Genomic DNA, 14,449 nt, shown 5'->3' with positions numbered 1-14,449 from the left:
GAGATCTATATAATGCCAAGTGGTAATCGCTAACGTTGCGCAAATCCACATCAGAGAAACCGCTCGCGGTAGGCGTTGGGTGGCATAAGAAATTTACGCACAAAAGCGCGCCTGAAGGCGTCGTTACTTTGACTGTATGCTGCTGTGACAAAGCAGCACTATGCGCGTTTAACCTGAACTGTTAGTGTTAAGTCTGACAATGGCCGAAAAGTGAATTCAGTATCTTTTCGGTTATCGCTATAGTTGACAGAGGTTCACATATGACAGATATCTACATGCAGGCGGCCATTGCCCAGGCCAGAAAAAGTTTAGCTGAGGGCGGTATTCCTATTGGCTCGGTGCTGGTTATCGACGGCAAGATTGTTGGCGCCGGCCATAACCAGCGGGTGCAGAAGGGCAGTTGTGTGCTGCATGCTGAAATGGATTGCCTCGAAAATGCCGGTCGCTTAACCGCCGCCGATTACCGCCGTGCTACGCTGTACTCCACCTTGTCGCCTTGTGATATGTGCAGCGGCACGGTACTGTTATATGGCATTCCAAAAGTAGTGATTGGTGAGAACCAGACTTTTCAGGGGCCAGAAGCCTACGTGCAAAGCCGTGGCGTTGTCCTCGAGAACCAGCAGAATGCCGAGTGCATCCAGCTGATGCAGGATTTTATTGTCGCTAAGCCGCAGCTGTGGTTTGAAGATATTGGTAAGTAACTGCCTATGGTTAACCACCAAACCTACCACCGCGGCTAGCTTAGTAAGCTGTTGTACCAATGAGGGCATGATGTTGGTGTTTAATACCAAACAATGCAGTGGCGTATAACCGAAAGTCTGCTTTTTTGAGGCTAAGCACAGTGGCTAGGTAATATGAACAAATTGCGTAGACAAATTACCCTGGGTTTAGCGGTTATTGTTGTGGCTGCGGCATCCAGTAGTACAAATAGCAACCAACCAGCCCCAGACACTGAGCCACAGCTTACTGCGCTGATTTTTCCCGCAGCGCCGCTTCAAGTGTTTTGGTGGCACTGATATCGACCAGGGTAATAACTACGCCATCTATCATATTGTCCAGCGTGCGATAGGGCATTATCCGCACGGAAAACCAGCGTTCATCAGTGGTTGGAATTTCTTTTTCACAGAATTTCAGGGTACGTAGGGTGTCCAATGCATCATCATGCAGGTCCGGGTACTGTAAGCAGCTGGTCAGGTCACTCAGGGGGCGGCCCAGGTCGCTCTCGCGCAGGTTAATTATGTTTGCTGCCCGATCAGTATAGCGTCGCACATTGAGCTGCTGATCTAAAAACAAAATAGCAATTTCAACGCTGTTCAGTGTATTTTGCAGATCGCTCTGGGCCAGGGCTAAATCGTCCAGTTTGGTTTGCAATTCGGCGTTAATGGTTTGCAGTTCTTCGTTCATTGACTGCATTTCTTCTTTTGATGTCGTCAGTTCTTCATTGGTTGATTGCAGCTCTTCGTTGGTTGACTGCAACTCTTCATTGCTCGATTGCAGCTCTTCTTTCGAGGTGCGGGTTTCTTCGCGTAAAGCCTGAATTTCCATAAGGTATTGTTGTTGTATCGCTGCCAACGACATATCGATGCCAGCAGCCGGGCTTTGCAGATCGCTGGCTGCCACGTCGCGAAATACAATCATGGTCATGCCGTTCAGGCTAGCGGGTTGCTGTAACAGCTGTACAGTAACATCTACCTGCTGACTATCATCACCACTTTGTATCGGCAAGCGATGTAATTGTAATGGCTCAGTTTTATTTGCTGTGTTGCTCGTCCGGACTTGTTGCAGTGCCATGGCAAGTGGCGCCCGCAAACCTTCACGCACCATGGCATGAAAGTTCCAGTTGGCTTTACCCGCTGCCGGCTCCAGGTAGTTGCCGGTGCGGCCACTAATATAAACAATATCACCGTCAGCGTTTACTACCACTGCCGCGGGGGCATACACCTGCAACAGCACATGATCGGCGGCCGTTTGCAGGTTGTCGCTTTGCGCAGAAGGTGTTTTTTTTGTGGCCACAGGTTGCTCCTTGGCGAGGTGGGATAAAGGCGGAAACGACGGTACTGCCCGATTGCGGTTGCCGGGGGCAATCGGTTCCAGGCGCTGGTAAAACCGTAGCTTTGCCTGCATTGGCGCAAATAATTCATTAAACCGGCCAATCGTTTCTGAGCTGCCCAATAATAACAGGCCGTTGCGGCAAAGGCTGTAATGCAGCAATGGCATAAGGGTGCGCTGCAGTTTAGCATCAAAGTAAATCAGCAGATTGCGGCAGATAATGATATTTTGCCGGGTGAACGGTGGGTCCAGAATGACATTGTGCTCGGCAAATAACACCATATCGCGGATCTGTTGTTTAATTTGATAATAAGTGTCATGCCGGTTGAAAAACTGACTCAGTGTTGCGTTACTCATCTGTTCGCTGATGGCCAGGGGATATTGGCCTCGCCGCGCCTTGGCAATGGCATCCGGGCTGAGATCAGAGGCAAAAATCTTTAAACTAAACTTTTTAAACTCTGGCTGACGTTGCTGCAACTGACAAAACACTATCGCGAATGAATAGGCCTCTTCGCCGGTGGAACAACCTATACTCCAGGCCCGCAGCGCAGTGCTATCATGTTGTTGCTGCAGCAGTGCCGGCAAGGCCTTACTGGCCAGGTAATCCCAGACATCAGTGTCACGAAAGAACTCTGTCACGCCGATGAGCAGCTCTTTAAACAGCAGATCATTTTCCTGTGGGTTGTCATCAAGAAAATCAGCATAGTGCTGCATGGAATCAAGCGCATGAATGGCAATACGCCGTTCAATTCTGCGTTGCAGGGTGCTGGTTTTATACAGAGAAAAATCGTGCCGGTTATGACGTTGTAAGCGGTTGATAATCCGCTGCAATGCACTGGCCGGGCTGACTGCTGCGCTTACCTGCCGCTGGCTGGCCGTTATATCCGGGCTGGGGGTGTGCGCCCTTACTGAGAGTATGCGGGCAGTAAGCTGCTCGGTAGCGGCAATAATATCGACAGCACCGGTGGCAATAGCGGACTCTGGCATTGAGCTAAAGTGGGCCGATGCAGGTAGTTGGGCAGCGGTGATCCCCCCGGCTGCTTTAATTGCCTGCACCCCAAGGGAACCGTCGTTACCCATTCCGGATAAAATAACACCGATCGCATTTTCGCCAAGCCCCGCAGCCAGTGAGCTAAATAAAATATTTACCGGCAGGCGCATGCCCCTTTGCTCGGTCGGAGTAGCCAGTTTCAGAACGCCATGTTCCACTCTGAGTTCGGTATTTGGTGCGATAACATACACCTGATTGGCGCAGATCCGCATGCCATCTTCGGCTTGTTGCACGTCCATACTGGTTGCCCGGCCTAATAATTCCGGCAACATGGCTTTTTTGGTCGGGTCCAGATGCTGGACAATAATCCAGGCCAGGCCAGTGTCGGGCGGGGTATGCAGCAAAAGCTGGTCCAATGCCTCAAGGCCGCCGGCTGACGCACCAATGCCAACAATAGCAGGACCGGTTTTAGTTGCACTCGCTTTGTTCACGTCAGTACTCACGTCAGCATAATAAGAATAGCGTGGTGATCGGGACTCATGCTTAACGACAAACGCAGGGTGCCTGCACCGGCAACCGCATTGTCTTTTTGTTTATCTGGCACTGTGGTAACAAGCAGGGTAGCACGTTGTTTACTGCGTTGGACTCTGGCCAGAGCAGCAGTGAATAATGGCCGGCAAGTGGCGCTTAACAACGACAAAAATGAACTACCACAAAGTGGCTTGTCAGCGAGTCCGTGCTCAGTGTTGATCAGGTGGGCAAATAAGCGGCTGGCAGCATCATTTGCTGCGGTGATGACACCGTCCTGACTCAGCACTAAACACGCGGCTGGATTCATCGTAAAAAATTGCCGGTAACAGGCAAATTCGTGCTGCAACTCACGTTCGTTGCTTTGCAGTTGCTCCAGTTGTAAATCAAGCTCTACCTGATGAACTTGTAATTCATGCAGTAACTTCAGGCCATCATTGGCGGTGCTGGCATTACTACTAAGCCGGTACAACACACCCAGCGCATCTGCGCCGGCGTTAAAGGCAGTGCTAAGCTGGCCAGCACTGTTGCTAAGTCGTTGTTCTGCTTGCTGGCGCAAAGTAGCCGTTAACAAGGGTGGCGCGGTTGGCTTAGTCATGTAAATCTTCAGTAACGGATAGACGTGCTGTAGTATAGGCTTAATAGTGGACAGTAAACACCTGCTGCGCGCAGTTAAGCGACATTATCAGAGGAGACATTATTATGCTCATAAGCCGTACGGTTGTTAAAGCGGGCATGCTAGGCTTGCTATTTGCGCTGCCAGCCCTGGCTGCCACGCCGCAAATAACGGTATTTGACCAGGTTGATGTGTTGCCAATGCACGCCACTGCCGTCTCGCCTGAGCAGCGGATACAACGTAATCAGCGGGTTGTTGTTAAGGGCGATAGAATTGTCGCTGTCGGACCAGCGACAGACATTGCCATGCCCCAGGGCGCCAGGCGGATTGATGGTAAAGGGCGCTTTTTATTGCCCGGCCTGGCCGAAATGCATGGCCATGTGCCGCCATTGGTCGACTTTAGCGGCATGCCCAAGCGTTATCTGGATGATGTGCTTAGTCTTTATCTGGCAGGAGGTGTTACGACAGTGCGCGGCATGTTGGGTCATGATCAGCAACTGCGATTAAAAGACGATATTGCCAGTGGCAAACGCCTCGGGCCAACCTTGTATCTGGCCGGCCCCAGCTTTAATCAGCATACCGTTACCTCGGCAGAGCAGGCGCGTGAGCGTGTGCAACAGCACAAGGCTGAAGGCTGGGATTTACTGAAAATTCACCCGGGATTAAGCCTGGAACATTATCAGGCCATTGCTGGCGAAGCCAAAAAGCAAAATATTGATTTCGCCGGCCACGTACCCGAGGCTGTTGGTATTGAACAGGCAATAGTGCTTGGCAGTCGTACTATTGATCATCTCGATGGCTATATGGCAGCACTGGGTGGTTTTGAAAAAGCCCTTACCACCGAAGATATGGCGCCGCTGGTAGCGCTGACTAAACAGCATAACGTGGCAGTAGTACCTACCGAAGCATTGTGGCAAACCATTATTGGAGCTGCTGACATAACAAGGTTGCAAACCTACGACGAGCTGAAATATATGCCGGCCCAGGTGATAGCAGGCTGGCAGCGTTATTTGCAACAAGGCGCTGGCCCCTATTACACCGGCGACACCGCTCAGTTGCATGCAGAGAACCGCAGGCTGCTGCTGCAAGAGCTGCATCGGGCTGGGGTCACTGTTTTGTTGGGCACCGATGCGCCACAATTATTCAGCGTTCCCGGTTTGTCGTTACGCCGGGAAATACCCAAAATGGTGGCGGCGGGCATGAGCCCGTATGACATTTTGCGCAGCGGCACAGTCCTGGTGGGGCAGTACTTTGCTGATAAAGACCAGTTTGGTCAGGTGAGAGCCGGTCAGCGCGCGGATTTATTATTAGTGGATGGCAACCCGTTAAAGGACTTATCTGTACTGAATCAGCCCGCTGGAGTAATGGTGCGTGGCCAGTGGTTAAGCCGTGAAATACTTGACGGCATGCTGGCAGAAATCGCCCAGGCACGGCTGGCAGAAAATAAGTAAGCTGAAAAGACAAACAGCGCCTTGCGGGCGCTGTTAATAATTAAGTTGTTAATTAAACAGTAGTCAGGGGCTGGCGTTTTAAATCAGTTAAATAAATTCTTTAACACGGCCATCCGCTCTGCGGCGGGCAATGCCCCCAGCTTTTGCTCCAGCGTCCGGTTTAAACGAATAACTGAGCCGTGTTGAAAGCGAAGTAATTGTTGTCTGGCCATTTCTTCGTCTGTTACCGAAGCATTCGCCCTCACCGGCTGTAGCAGCGCACGGCATTCAGATTGAGTCGGAATAAAACCCAGTTTACGGCTATAGGCAACCAACGTTATTTTCGTTGCATCGCCAGCAGCCAGTTGGCAATACTCAGTATTCGAATAAGTATAGGTATTGACACTCGCTTCGCTGTTCATCGAACCAAAGGCCAGAGCCGTTAAGGCAGTTATCATTGCAAATTTCATATCAAGTCCCATCAGGTTTGTGTTAACTGACGACAATTGTATAAGTCGAAAGTGACAGTTCTGTGTAAGATAGGCGAGATAAATTGCAGCAAATGCATTAGAAATACTAATGGCATTTTCAGGCTATTTAAAATCTGCTGTCTCCAGATACACTTCAGTGGCCTGAATACCCATGGCGTTAAGTTGTTGCAACGCGGTGACATCGGCCGGCGCTTTTAATATTAGTGGCTCAGGTGGGGCCTGATCAGTTCGTAAAATCTGGTCAAAGCCGGGTTTAGCGGCAATCTGGTGAATTAAAAAATAACTCTGATTAATTTTCAGTACGTCGTAACGTGCTTCGTTTACCGCGGCTGCCTGTTTAATTGGCCGGAGATAGAGCTGCCTGGCAAAATTAACCGGTACCTCGTCAAACCAGACACTACCACCGCGTTCAAAATGACCGTGGTATACGGCCGCCTTAATAGTGATGCTCTGGCCTTCAATTAACTGTCGTAAATCAAATTGCTGCGGAAGAATGGTCATTTGCTGCTTGTCTTGTAGTGTTGCCAGCACAGCCTGATGCTCCGTATGTGGCAGCGTTATCTGGTATATCAGCTGATAATTATGCGGCGCCTGATAAAGCGGTAAATGTGAAGCCAGCAAAATATCATCTGCGGCAAATAGCACCATGCCATGATCGCCAACATGACTGTGTTGATGTTCCGCTGCCAGCACCCGCGGCGCCAGTAAAACCGACCCCAAGATCATCAGTAATAAATAACGCATACTCAAACCTTCTAAACAACTAACCAGATAACTGTAGTTTAGTGGCTAACCACAAAAAATCACAGTTGCAGCGTTTTAAGTCGTGGTAAAGAAACTGGCGCTGTCCATGCTGCTAATCCATCAGTACCGCTGACGCAGCAGCAGAAAAATATACAAATTTTTGAATTATTTTCCATTATTTCGTAACGTATCTGGACGCTGGTAATTAACGCCGGGTTGTCATATTTATTAAGTTAATGATAAATATTGGATTAATGGTTTAACTGGCTTAAATACGCGACGCTGAGCTATCTGGCACGCCTTTCGCCTTAGACATCTGTATGAATGGATGATATGGCAGAGGTGTACGATGCAACGCGCGGTGATTAAACCAGATACGATGCGGGTGAATCAGACTGACGGATCGGAGTGGGGAGCGTACTTTGATGAATTTATAACTCAGAAAGGTTATCCCTGCGTTGGCGCGAAAGTAGCCCGGAACAAGCGCCGGATTGAACTTCACAAATTCCGGGATATCAGCAGCAGCAACGATGATGACGCTATTTTACGCTGCATTTATCAGTTTATTTCCAAATTTAGGCAGCAGAATGATATTTTTTTCAGCCTGGTCTGTGTATTTACAGCCTGTGATACCCACAGCGATGCCGGTTTTGAGCGGGCGCTTTGGGCCCGTTTACAAGCCCTGCACAATAAAGACTGTAAACGATTTAACTGGGATACCCGGGTAAGTGAGCAGCCGGCAGACGCGAATTTCAGTTTTAGTCTGGGGGGAGAAGGGTTCTTTATTATTGGCTTAAACCCCTATAGTCAGCGAAAGTCACGGCGATTTTGCTACCCGGCCATTGTGTTCAACCTGCATAGTCAGTTTGAAAAGTTGAAAGAACAGCATAAATTCCACAGTATGCGACAACAGATCCGGAAAAACGATGCCGTATTTTGCGGCGAGCCCAACCCTGTGCTATCTGATCACGGCGAAGCTTCAGAAGCACGGCAATACAGTGGTCGCGCCGTTGCAGCTAACTGGCGTTGTCCATTTTCAGCAAGGAGAAATAATGAGTAAGGTAATTATGCCCAGAAGTGGCACTGCTTTTAGTATGAAAGCAGGCCAGTTGCTAAAGGTCATCGATCCAGAGGGAGAGCAGGTGGCTGATTTGTATTGTTTTAACCAGCACAACTTTCACGAATACCTGTCATCGGGGCGCTCTCTGGATTACAACGAGTCACTGCATTTTGGTCAGGGCAGTAAACTTTACTCAAATTTCAGCAACGAGATGTTTGAAATTATTGAAGATAAAGTGGAAGACCACGACTTTTTGCTAACGCCCTGCAGCAAAGATACGTTTAGCCATTTTTATCCGGATGAAGAGGCCGTGCCCGGCTGTTACGGCAATTTGGTAAGTGCTTTTGCTGACTATGGTATTCCAGAGCATCTGATCAGTACGACCTTTAATACATTTATGAACGTGACCGTAGATGAAAAAGGCCGGATCCGGGTCCTACCCCCGAAAAGTAAAGCCGGTGATTACACTATTTTCAAAGCAAAGATGGATTTGCTGGTTGGCTTAACAGCCTGCTCAGCTGGTCAGTCAAACAATTTTAGCTATAAACCCATTCATTATCAGGTGTTAGACTAAGCCAGGGACCAGAACAGCGGCTGTGTATTTAAGCCGCTAAAGCAGAGAACGCAGCAATGTGGCTACAACGAGAATTGTCTTTAAAAGCAAAAAACCGCGGATTTCATTTAATTACTGAAGAGCTGCTGCGCCAGTTACCCGAACTTAGCAAGCTGTCGGTGGGTATTTGCCATATTTTTATTAAACACAGCTCAGCCTCATTAACTATTAATGAAAATGCAGACCCGACCGTCCGCCAGGATTTTGAGCAGTTTTTTAACAGAGCAGTACCGGAAAATGAACCCTATTACAGCCATACTTATGAGGGAAGTGACGATATGCCCGCTCATCTGAAAAGCAGCTTATTGGGCAGCAGTATTACTATTCCGATTACCGAGGGCAGCCTGAACCTGGGAACCTGGCAGGGCATATATTTATGCGAGCATCGTAACCATGCCAGCAGCAGAACCGTGGTGGTTACGTTGCAGGGGGAATAAGTAGTAGACGACAATACCCGGGTGTTTCGTCAGGTTACTATAAAAAAACGCCGGTAGGCTTCTTCAGCCTCACGACGTCTTCAAGTAGGAACGTTTACTTACTCTTGACAACTACCACAGCACATCTGGCGGTCATGTTCTGACGCTCAATCGCAGCCGCCCCGAGCAACTTATTCAGGATAATGACGATGACAAAACCGACTAATCCGTCAGAGCTTAGCCCCGAGCAGGCGATGCGTTACAGCCGTCAGCTAATGCTGCCGGCACTGGATTTTCGTGGCCAGGAAGCGCTGCTGGCAAGTTCAGTGTTACTGGTCGGCATGGGCGGGCTAGGCTGTGCTGCCGCACCTTATCTGGTAGCAAGTGGTATCGGCAGTATTACGCTGGTCGACGATGACACTATTGACCGCAGTAACCTGCAACGGCAAATCTTGTATCGTGAAGCCGATATCGGGCACAGTAAAGCACAGCAAGCGGCGGCCAGCTTGCGCCAGTTAAATTCCGAAATTGCAATACAGGCGTTGCAGCAGCGGTTAAGTGCAGACGATTTAGCAACGCTGGTACCGCAGTATTCACTGGTGCTGGACTGCACCGATAACCTTGCTACCCGCAATGCCATCAATGCCGCCTGTGTTAAGGCCAAAGTACCACTGGTATCGGGCGCCGCTATCCGCTTTGAAGGCCAGCTTGCCAGCTTTAGTATGCAAGGCGAGGGTTCTTGCTATCACTGTTTAAGCCAGTTGTTTGGCGAGCAGCAACTCAGCTGTATGGAAGCCGGTATTTTAAGCCCGGTAGTGGGTATTATTGGCACTATGCAGGCTTTAGAGGCAGTAAAAATATTGGGCGGAGCAGGCACGCCGCTATACGGTAAGTTACAGTTATTTGATGCTCTTAGCGGCCAACGGCGGCAGTTTAGTTTAATTAAAGATCCGCTCTGTCGTGTCTGTGGCTAAATTTGTGCTGTCAAATTGAACAGAGTGGTCAGACTATGCACTCAGTGTAAAGCCAAGACAAACGGCGCTTGATGTAATCAAAGCTGCAGCACGATTACCTATTCAGGGGTATCAGAAAAAAAGTCTAAAAACAGCAGGAGAGTGCCGCGGCAACACTCTCCTTGCAAGATGCAGCGACCACGCGCGGCGCGAAAACCTGGTGGACAGCATTGGACCCGAGCATTTACCGTCATTGCTACCGGGCTTACTGCGCTGGTTAGCGCAACAGCAATCTGTACAAAAACTGCTAAGCCTGCGATAGATCAAGCTTAGACTTTTCATTCGCTTTTATACTGACGCTGAGCTAGGCCAAGGTGGCACCCGCGCACTAAAAGAGGTAGTAATGCAAAGTATTAAATGGGACCCGAAGTTAATCAGTAAATACAATATTAACGGCCCGCGTTACACCTCTTACCCTACGGCACTGGCACTTAGTAGCAACTTTGATCCGGCGCAAATTCAGGCCGCGATTAAGCAAAGCCTAAGCGATCTTAGCCTGTATTTGCATATCCCGTTTTGCCACAAGCTTTGTTATTACTGCGGCTGCAATAAGTTGGTTACCCGCCATCAGCATAAAGCCGATACTTACCTGGATGCTCTGGCGCAGGAAATGGCACGTTATGCGCCCTTACTTAGTAATAAACGGATTAACCAGCTGCATCTAGGCGGCGGTACCCCTACCTTTTTAACCGAAGTGCAGCTAAGCCGCTTGATGGCCTTGTTGCAGCATAATTTCACGATCAACAGCGATGCGGAAATCAGTATTGAAATAGACCCACGCAGCTGCAGTGATGACAAATTGCGCCATTTACGTACCCTGGGGTTTAACCGGGTCAGTTTCGGGGTGCAGGATTTAGACGAGAAAGTCCAAATTGCCATAAACCGGGTGCAGGATACCGATCTAATTCGCCATCAGGTAAAGCTTAGCCGTGAGCTTGGTTTCAGCTCGATTAATCTGGATTTAATCTACGGCCTGCCATTTCAGCAACCGGCCAGCTTCGCTGAGACGGTCGATGAAATTATCCGCCTGAATCCAGATCGCATTTCATTGTTCAGCTATGCCCATTTACCGGAGCGTTTCGCTGCCCAGCGTAAAATAGCCAACAGCAGCCTGCCGGATGCGCCATTGAAGCTGGAACTGATGCAGTTGGCGATTGAACGATTTGTTGCGGCAGGTTATCAATTTATTGGTATGGACCACTTTGCCCGGCCAGATGATGCCTTGGCCAAAGCGCAGCAGGCCGGTAAGTTGCAGCGTAACTTTCAGGGTTATACTACCGCCGGTCAGGATGCGCTGATTGGCCTGGGGGTATCCAGTATCAGCCAGGTAAGCGGTGTGCTGTGGCAAAATAGCAAAGAGTTGCCAGTCTATTATGCTGCCATTGGTAACGGCCAACTGCCAATTGAGCGCGGTTTTAGCTTAAATAACGACGATAAAATCCGCGCAGCGCTGATCAGCCAGTTAATCTGCCATTTTGAATTAGACATAGAAGCATTTAGCCAGCAATGGCAACTTAATAGTTTCTGGCACTATTTTGCCGAGGCGTTAGAGCGCTTGCAGCCCTTTATGGAAGACGGCTTGGTAGAGGTATATGCCGGGCGAATTAAAGTAACCGCCAGTGGCAGATTATGGGTGCGCAGTATCTGTGCCTGCTTTGACGCTTACCTTGCCCAGGGCCAGCAGCGGTATTCAAAAGTAGTGTAGTGTGGCTCAGTGTTGCGGCAGATCAATGCTATTAACGCTGCAAACGCTAGAATAGCCGCCATTTCGCAACAGCACGAGCAGACACTATGTTAAAACCTGAATTACTCTCACCCGCCGGCAGCTTAAAAGCGATGCGGCTGGCGTTTGCTTACGGCGCCGATGCCGTATATGCCGGTCAACCACGTTACAGCCTGCGGGTGCGCAATAACGAGTTTGATTTAGCGTCGCTTGCCTGCGGCATCAGTGAAGCGCATACGCTGGGTAAAAAATTCTATGTCGTGGTTAATATTGCGCCGCATAACAGTAAGCTGCAAAGCTTTGTCGCTGATATGGCGCCGGTGGTGGCGCTTAAGCCCGATGCGCTTATTGTTTCAGACCCAGGTGTGGTGTATTTACTGCGCCAGCATTTCCCACAGCAGCCACTGCATTTGTCGGTGCAGGCTAATACGGTAAACTGGGCGGCGGTGAAATTCTGGCAGGCCCAGGGCGTTGAGCGGGTTATTTTATCGCGCGAGCTGGCGGTGGAAGAAATAGCAGAAATTCGCCGCGAAGTCCCCGAGATGGAGCTGGAAGTGTTTGTGCATGGGGCACTGTGTATGGCCTATTCCGGCCGTTGTTTGTTATCGGGTTATATTAATAAACGCGACCCGAATCAGGGCGCCTGTACTAACAGTTGCCGCTGGCCTTATCAGGTGCATGCCGCCACAGCGGATGATGCAGGCCAGTTTCAACCTATCAGCACGCCTGCGCTGCTGGAGGAGCAGGGCCGTCCCGGTGAGCTGATGGCGATAGATGAAGATTTGCATGGCACCTATATTTTAAACTCGAAAGACTTACGAGCTATAGAGCATGTACCGGCGCTGACCGCGATGGGGGTGCACTCTTTAAAAATAGAAGGCCGTACTAAGTCACCTTATTATGTGGCCCGCACCGCCCAGGTTTACAGGCAGGCTATCGACGATGCGGTCGCCGGTAAAGCGTTTGACCCACAGTTGCTAACTGAGCTTAACGGTATGGCCAACCGCGGTTTTACCGAAGGCTTTTTGCGCCGGCATAAACCGCAAGACACCCAGAACTACGTCACCAGCCACAGCGTGGGCGAACAGTTGCTGGTTGGCGAGTTTATTGGCGAGCAGGACAGAGACGGCTTTGCGCTGCTGGAGGTGAAAAATCAGTTTGCCGTTGGCGATAGCCTGGTGCTGATGACGCCAGAGGGTAATCAACGCTTTAGCCTTCAGGCGCTGCGCGACAAGCAGGATAACGACATTGTGCTGGCACCAGGCGCCTGTTATCAGCTTAAGGTTAAGTTGCCTGCGCAGCATAATCTTAGCTTTGCCATGCTGTTAAAACAGCTTCCTGTGGCGGTAACAGCTGGCAGTGATTTAGCCATTAATGCGGCAGCTGGGGTAATGTAATAGCATGCCCGCCGTAATTGAAGTCAGCTGCATTAATTGTGATATGTGCGTACCCGAGTGCCCGAACGAAGCCATCAGCATGGGGGCTAAACATTATCAGGTTGACCCAACGCTGTGTACCGAATGCATTGGCTATTATGACAAACCAACCTGCATTGCGGTATGCCCGATAGATTGTATCGAGCTGGTGGAGTAATCCGGTTATTGCTCTGGAACTGTCTGCTGATGATGGCTAGAGCTTGCTTCCTAATAAGTTTTTAAATGTTGATACCAGGGGGATAACTTATTGCGAAAGGCATTTTCTCTTGGTTTTATCTTGCCTTCGTACTGTTGTTTTGACACCTCGGCACGCCGGGTTTCTGCAGCGTGGTCAATGCGGCGCATTTCCAGCAGAGTCTGGTGAATACGGTCAAAGGCTTCACAACCTTGTTTAACGGCGGCCTGCTTTTTTTCGTCCTGCTCAAAAGCCGTTACAAATGCGCCCCAGCAAACATTTCTGTCAACTTTTGTCGAGTAGCGGATGTTGAAATAGCTTTCCATTTCCTGAGTCATATATACATAAGAAAGCATATCAATATCACGGTCAGCAACTTCTTCTAATCTGGCATTAAGTTCGCCGGCTAATTCAAAGTCCTGAATAGAGGTTACAGGTAAATAATAATCAGGTTCGCGCTGGTCTTTAGACCACAAGTTGCGCATATTAATCAGGTCACGTTGCAGTTCACGGTCAATAATAAAAACTTTATTAAGCATCGCTTTAATATTGTGCCGCAAGTGATCTTTTTTCCAGTCACGGACAACATCGGGTTTCAGTGAAACCGCAGGGCCGGCAACGATTAATGCCGCCAGTACCGAGTGGCTATAAAAAGATGCATCAACCGCTTTCGGCTGTTCTGCCGGCTTTTCTTTTGGTTCAAGAACAAAAGCATTGCTGGTGTTACTTAGCAAAAGCAACCAGCATACTGGTATTGTGAGCAGACTTGCTATTTTTTTCATAACGCCTCGATTTCACTAAGTTTAATTAGTGGTAGTGGTTTGGATTAAAACTCCAGATACTATAAAGGTTTTATAAGAGCCTTAAAAACAAAAACGCCGCTCAGCTTGTTCAGCCAGAGCGGCGTTTTCATTAGAATTTTTGGTGCGTCCTAGTGGACTCGAACCACCGACCCCCACCATGTCAAGGTGGTGCTCTAACCAGCTGAGCTAAGGACGCACACTTTTTGTTGCCGCACGTGGCTGACAACGGCGGCTATGTTATTGCGCTGCTGGCTGGTTGGCAAGTGTTTTTCGTGTTTCAGCATACGTTTGGCTGAATTTTAGCCGGTCAGCGGGTAATTAACCGCAATCAGGGCTGTTTTGGTCGTATCTGCACCGGCGT

General features: G+C 49.4%; 14 protein-coding genes and 1 tRNA gene. 9 read left to right on the top strand and 6 right to left on the bottom strand.

From position 1 onward, the window contains the following. The first annotated feature begins 260 nt into the window (after positions 1–260). On the top strand, positions 261–701 hold the full coding sequence (locus KG631_RS00635; RefSeq protein ID WP_213994730.1) for a nucleoside deaminase: 441 nt from the start codon (positions 261–263) through the stop codon (positions 699–701). Positions 702–963: 262 nt separating this feature from the next. On the opposite strand, the gene KG631_RS00630 is transcribed toward KG631_RS00635, so the two are convergent. Both KG631_RS00630 and KG631_RS00625 read right to left on the bottom strand, forming a co-directional pair. Beyond that, on the bottom strand, positions 964–3,531 hold the full coding sequence (locus KG631_RS00630; protein ID WP_365867967.1) for a chemotaxis protein CheB: 2,568 nt from the start codon (positions 3,529–3,531) through the stop codon (positions 964–966). Between the two features lie 8 nt (positions 3,532–3,539). Further along, entirely contained in the window at positions 3,540–4,166 is a 627-nt protein-coding gene (locus KG631_RS00625; protein ID WP_213994729.1) for a hypothetical protein, read from the bottom strand. Between the two features lie 104 nt (positions 4,167–4,270). On the opposite strand from KG631_RS00625, the gene KG631_RS00620 reads away from it, so the two are divergent. Further along, complete coding sequence (locus KG631_RS00620) at positions 4,271–5,635, top strand: amidohydrolase family protein (protein WP_213994728.1); 1,365 nt, start codon at positions 4,271–4,273, stop codon at positions 5,633–5,635. Positions 5,636–5,718: 83 nt separating this feature from the next. Here KG631_RS00620 and KG631_RS00615 read toward each other — a convergent pair whose 3' ends face one another. Next, positions 5,719–6,084 (bottom strand): hypothetical protein, encoded by a 366-nt coding sequence (locus KG631_RS00615; protein WP_301003511.1) that lies wholly within the window; start codon positions 6,082–6,084, stop codon positions 5,719–5,721. A 123-nt stretch (positions 6,085–6,207) separates the two neighbouring features. Further along, positions 6,208–6,849, bottom strand: a complete 642-nt coding sequence (locus tag KG631_RS00610) for a hypothetical protein (RefSeq protein WP_213994726.1) — start codon at positions 6,847–6,849, stop codon at positions 6,208–6,210. A 349-nt stretch (positions 6,850–7,198) separates the two neighbouring features. On the opposite strand from KG631_RS00610, the gene gntA reads away from it, so the two are divergent. From gntA to KG631_RS00575, 7 genes are all read left to right on the top strand, one after another. After that, positions 7,199–7,909, top strand: a complete 711-nt coding sequence (gntA, locus tag KG631_RS00605) for a guanitoxin biosynthesis heme-dependent pre-guanitoxin N-hydroxylase GntA (protein ID WP_213994725.1) — start codon at positions 7,199–7,201, stop codon at positions 7,907–7,909. Further along, on the top strand, positions 7,902–8,483 hold the full coding sequence (locus KG631_RS00600) for an urea carboxylase-associated family protein (protein ID WP_213994724.1): 582 nt from the start codon (positions 7,902–7,904) through the stop codon (positions 8,481–8,483). The genes gntA and KG631_RS00600 overlap by 8 nt, the downstream gene beginning before the upstream one ends. 56 nt (positions 8,484–8,539) lie before the next feature. After that, on the top strand, positions 8,540–8,959 hold the full coding sequence (locus tag KG631_RS00595) for a secondary thiamine-phosphate synthase enzyme YjbQ (protein ID WP_213994723.1): 420 nt from the start codon (positions 8,540–8,542) through the stop codon (positions 8,957–8,959). A 188-nt stretch (positions 8,960–9,147) separates the two neighbouring features. After that, positions 9,148–9,912, top strand: coding sequence for a molybdopterin-synthase adenylyltransferase MoeB (gene moeB / locus KG631_RS00590; RefSeq protein ID WP_213994722.1), 765 nt, complete (start codon positions 9,148–9,150; stop codon positions 9,910–9,912). Between the two features lie 382 nt (positions 9,913–10,294). Further along, positions 10,295–11,656 carry an oxygen-independent coproporphyrinogen III oxidase gene (gene hemN, locus KG631_RS00585; RefSeq protein ID WP_213994721.1) on the top strand — a complete coding sequence of 454 codons (1,362 nt, stop codon included), beginning with the start codon at positions 10,295–10,297 and terminating at the stop codon, positions 11,654–11,656. Between the two features lie 86 nt (positions 11,657–11,742). Then, positions 11,743–13,071: a tRNA 5-hydroxyuridine modification protein YegQ gene (gene yegQ / locus KG631_RS00580; RefSeq protein ID WP_213994720.1), complete on the top strand. Its 1,329-nt coding sequence runs from the start codon at positions 11,743–11,745 to the stop codon at positions 13,069–13,071. A 4-nt stretch (positions 13,072–13,075) separates the two neighbouring features. Next, complete coding sequence (locus KG631_RS00575; protein ID WP_213994719.1) at positions 13,076–13,267, top strand: YfhL family 4Fe-4S dicluster ferredoxin; 192 nt, start codon at positions 13,076–13,078, stop codon at positions 13,265–13,267. A gap of 50 nt (positions 13,268–13,317) precedes the next feature. Here KG631_RS00575 and KG631_RS00570 read toward each other — a convergent pair whose 3' ends face one another. Both KG631_RS00570 and KG631_RS00565 read right to left on the bottom strand, forming a co-directional pair. Further along, entirely contained in the window at positions 13,318–14,067 is a 750-nt protein-coding gene (locus tag KG631_RS00570; protein ID WP_213994718.1) for a hypothetical protein, read from the bottom strand. Between the two features lie 140 nt (positions 14,068–14,207). After that, a tRNA-Val gene (locus tag KG631_RS00565) sits at positions 14,208–14,284 on the bottom strand. Between the last annotated feature and the right edge of the window lie 165 nt (positions 14,285–14,449).

Origin of the sequence: Arsukibacterium sp., assembly GCF_018402695.1 — a bacterium.
Lineage (GTDB): Bacteria > Pseudomonadota > Gammaproteobacteria > Enterobacterales > Alteromonadaceae > Alishewanella.
Note: the sequence above shows the minus strand (reverse complement) of the source record. Positions and strands in the feature narration are given on the sequence as shown.

Bases quoted from the DNA above. Each gene is read 5' to 3' on its own strand.
- KG631_RS00600 (WP_213994724.1), top strand. From the start codon at position 7,902: ATGAGTAAGGTAATTATGCCCAGAAGTGGCACTGCTTTTAGTATGAAA.
- hemN (WP_213994721.1), top strand. From the start codon at position 10,295: ATGCAAAGTATTAAATGGGACCCGAAGTTAATCAGTAAATACAATATT.
- KG631_RS00635 (WP_213994730.1), top strand. From the start codon at position 261: ATGACAGATATCTACATGCAGGCGGCCATTGCCCAGGCCAGAAAAAGT.
- KG631_RS00595 (WP_213994723.1), top strand. From the start codon at position 8,540: ATGTGGCTACAACGAGAATTGTCTTTAAAAGCAAAAAACCGCGGATTT.
- KG631_RS00610 (WP_213994726.1), bottom strand. From the start codon at position 6,849: ATGCGTTATTTATTACTGATGATCTTGGGGTCGGTTTTACTGGCGCCG.
- KG631_RS00615 (WP_301003511.1), bottom strand. From the start codon at position 6,084: ATGAAATTTGCAATGATAACTGCCTTAACGGCTCTGGCCTTTGGTTCG.
- KG631_RS00570 (WP_213994718.1), bottom strand. From the start codon at position 14,067: ATGAAAAAAATAGCAAGTCTGCTCACAATACCAGTATGCTGGTTGCTT.
- moeB (WP_213994722.1), top strand. From the start codon at position 9,148: ATGACAAAACCGACTAATCCGTCAGAGCTTAGCCCCGAGCAGGCGATG.
- KG631_RS00575 (WP_213994719.1), top strand. From the start codon at position 13,076: ATGCCCGCCGTAATTGAAGTCAGCTGCATTAATTGTGATATGTGCGTA.
- KG631_RS00620 (WP_213994728.1), top strand. From the start codon at position 4,271: ATGCTCATAAGCCGTACGGTTGTTAAAGCGGGCATGCTAGGCTTGCTA.
- KG631_RS00625 (WP_213994729.1), bottom strand. From the start codon at position 4,166: ATGACTAAGCCAACCGCGCCACCCTTGTTAACGGCTACTTTGCGCCAG.
- gntA (WP_213994725.1), top strand. From the start codon at position 7,199: ATGCAACGCGCGGTGATTAAACCAGATACGATGCGGGTGAATCAGACT.
- yegQ (WP_213994720.1), top strand. From the start codon at position 11,743: ATGTTAAAACCTGAATTACTCTCACCCGCCGGCAGCTTAAAAGCGATG.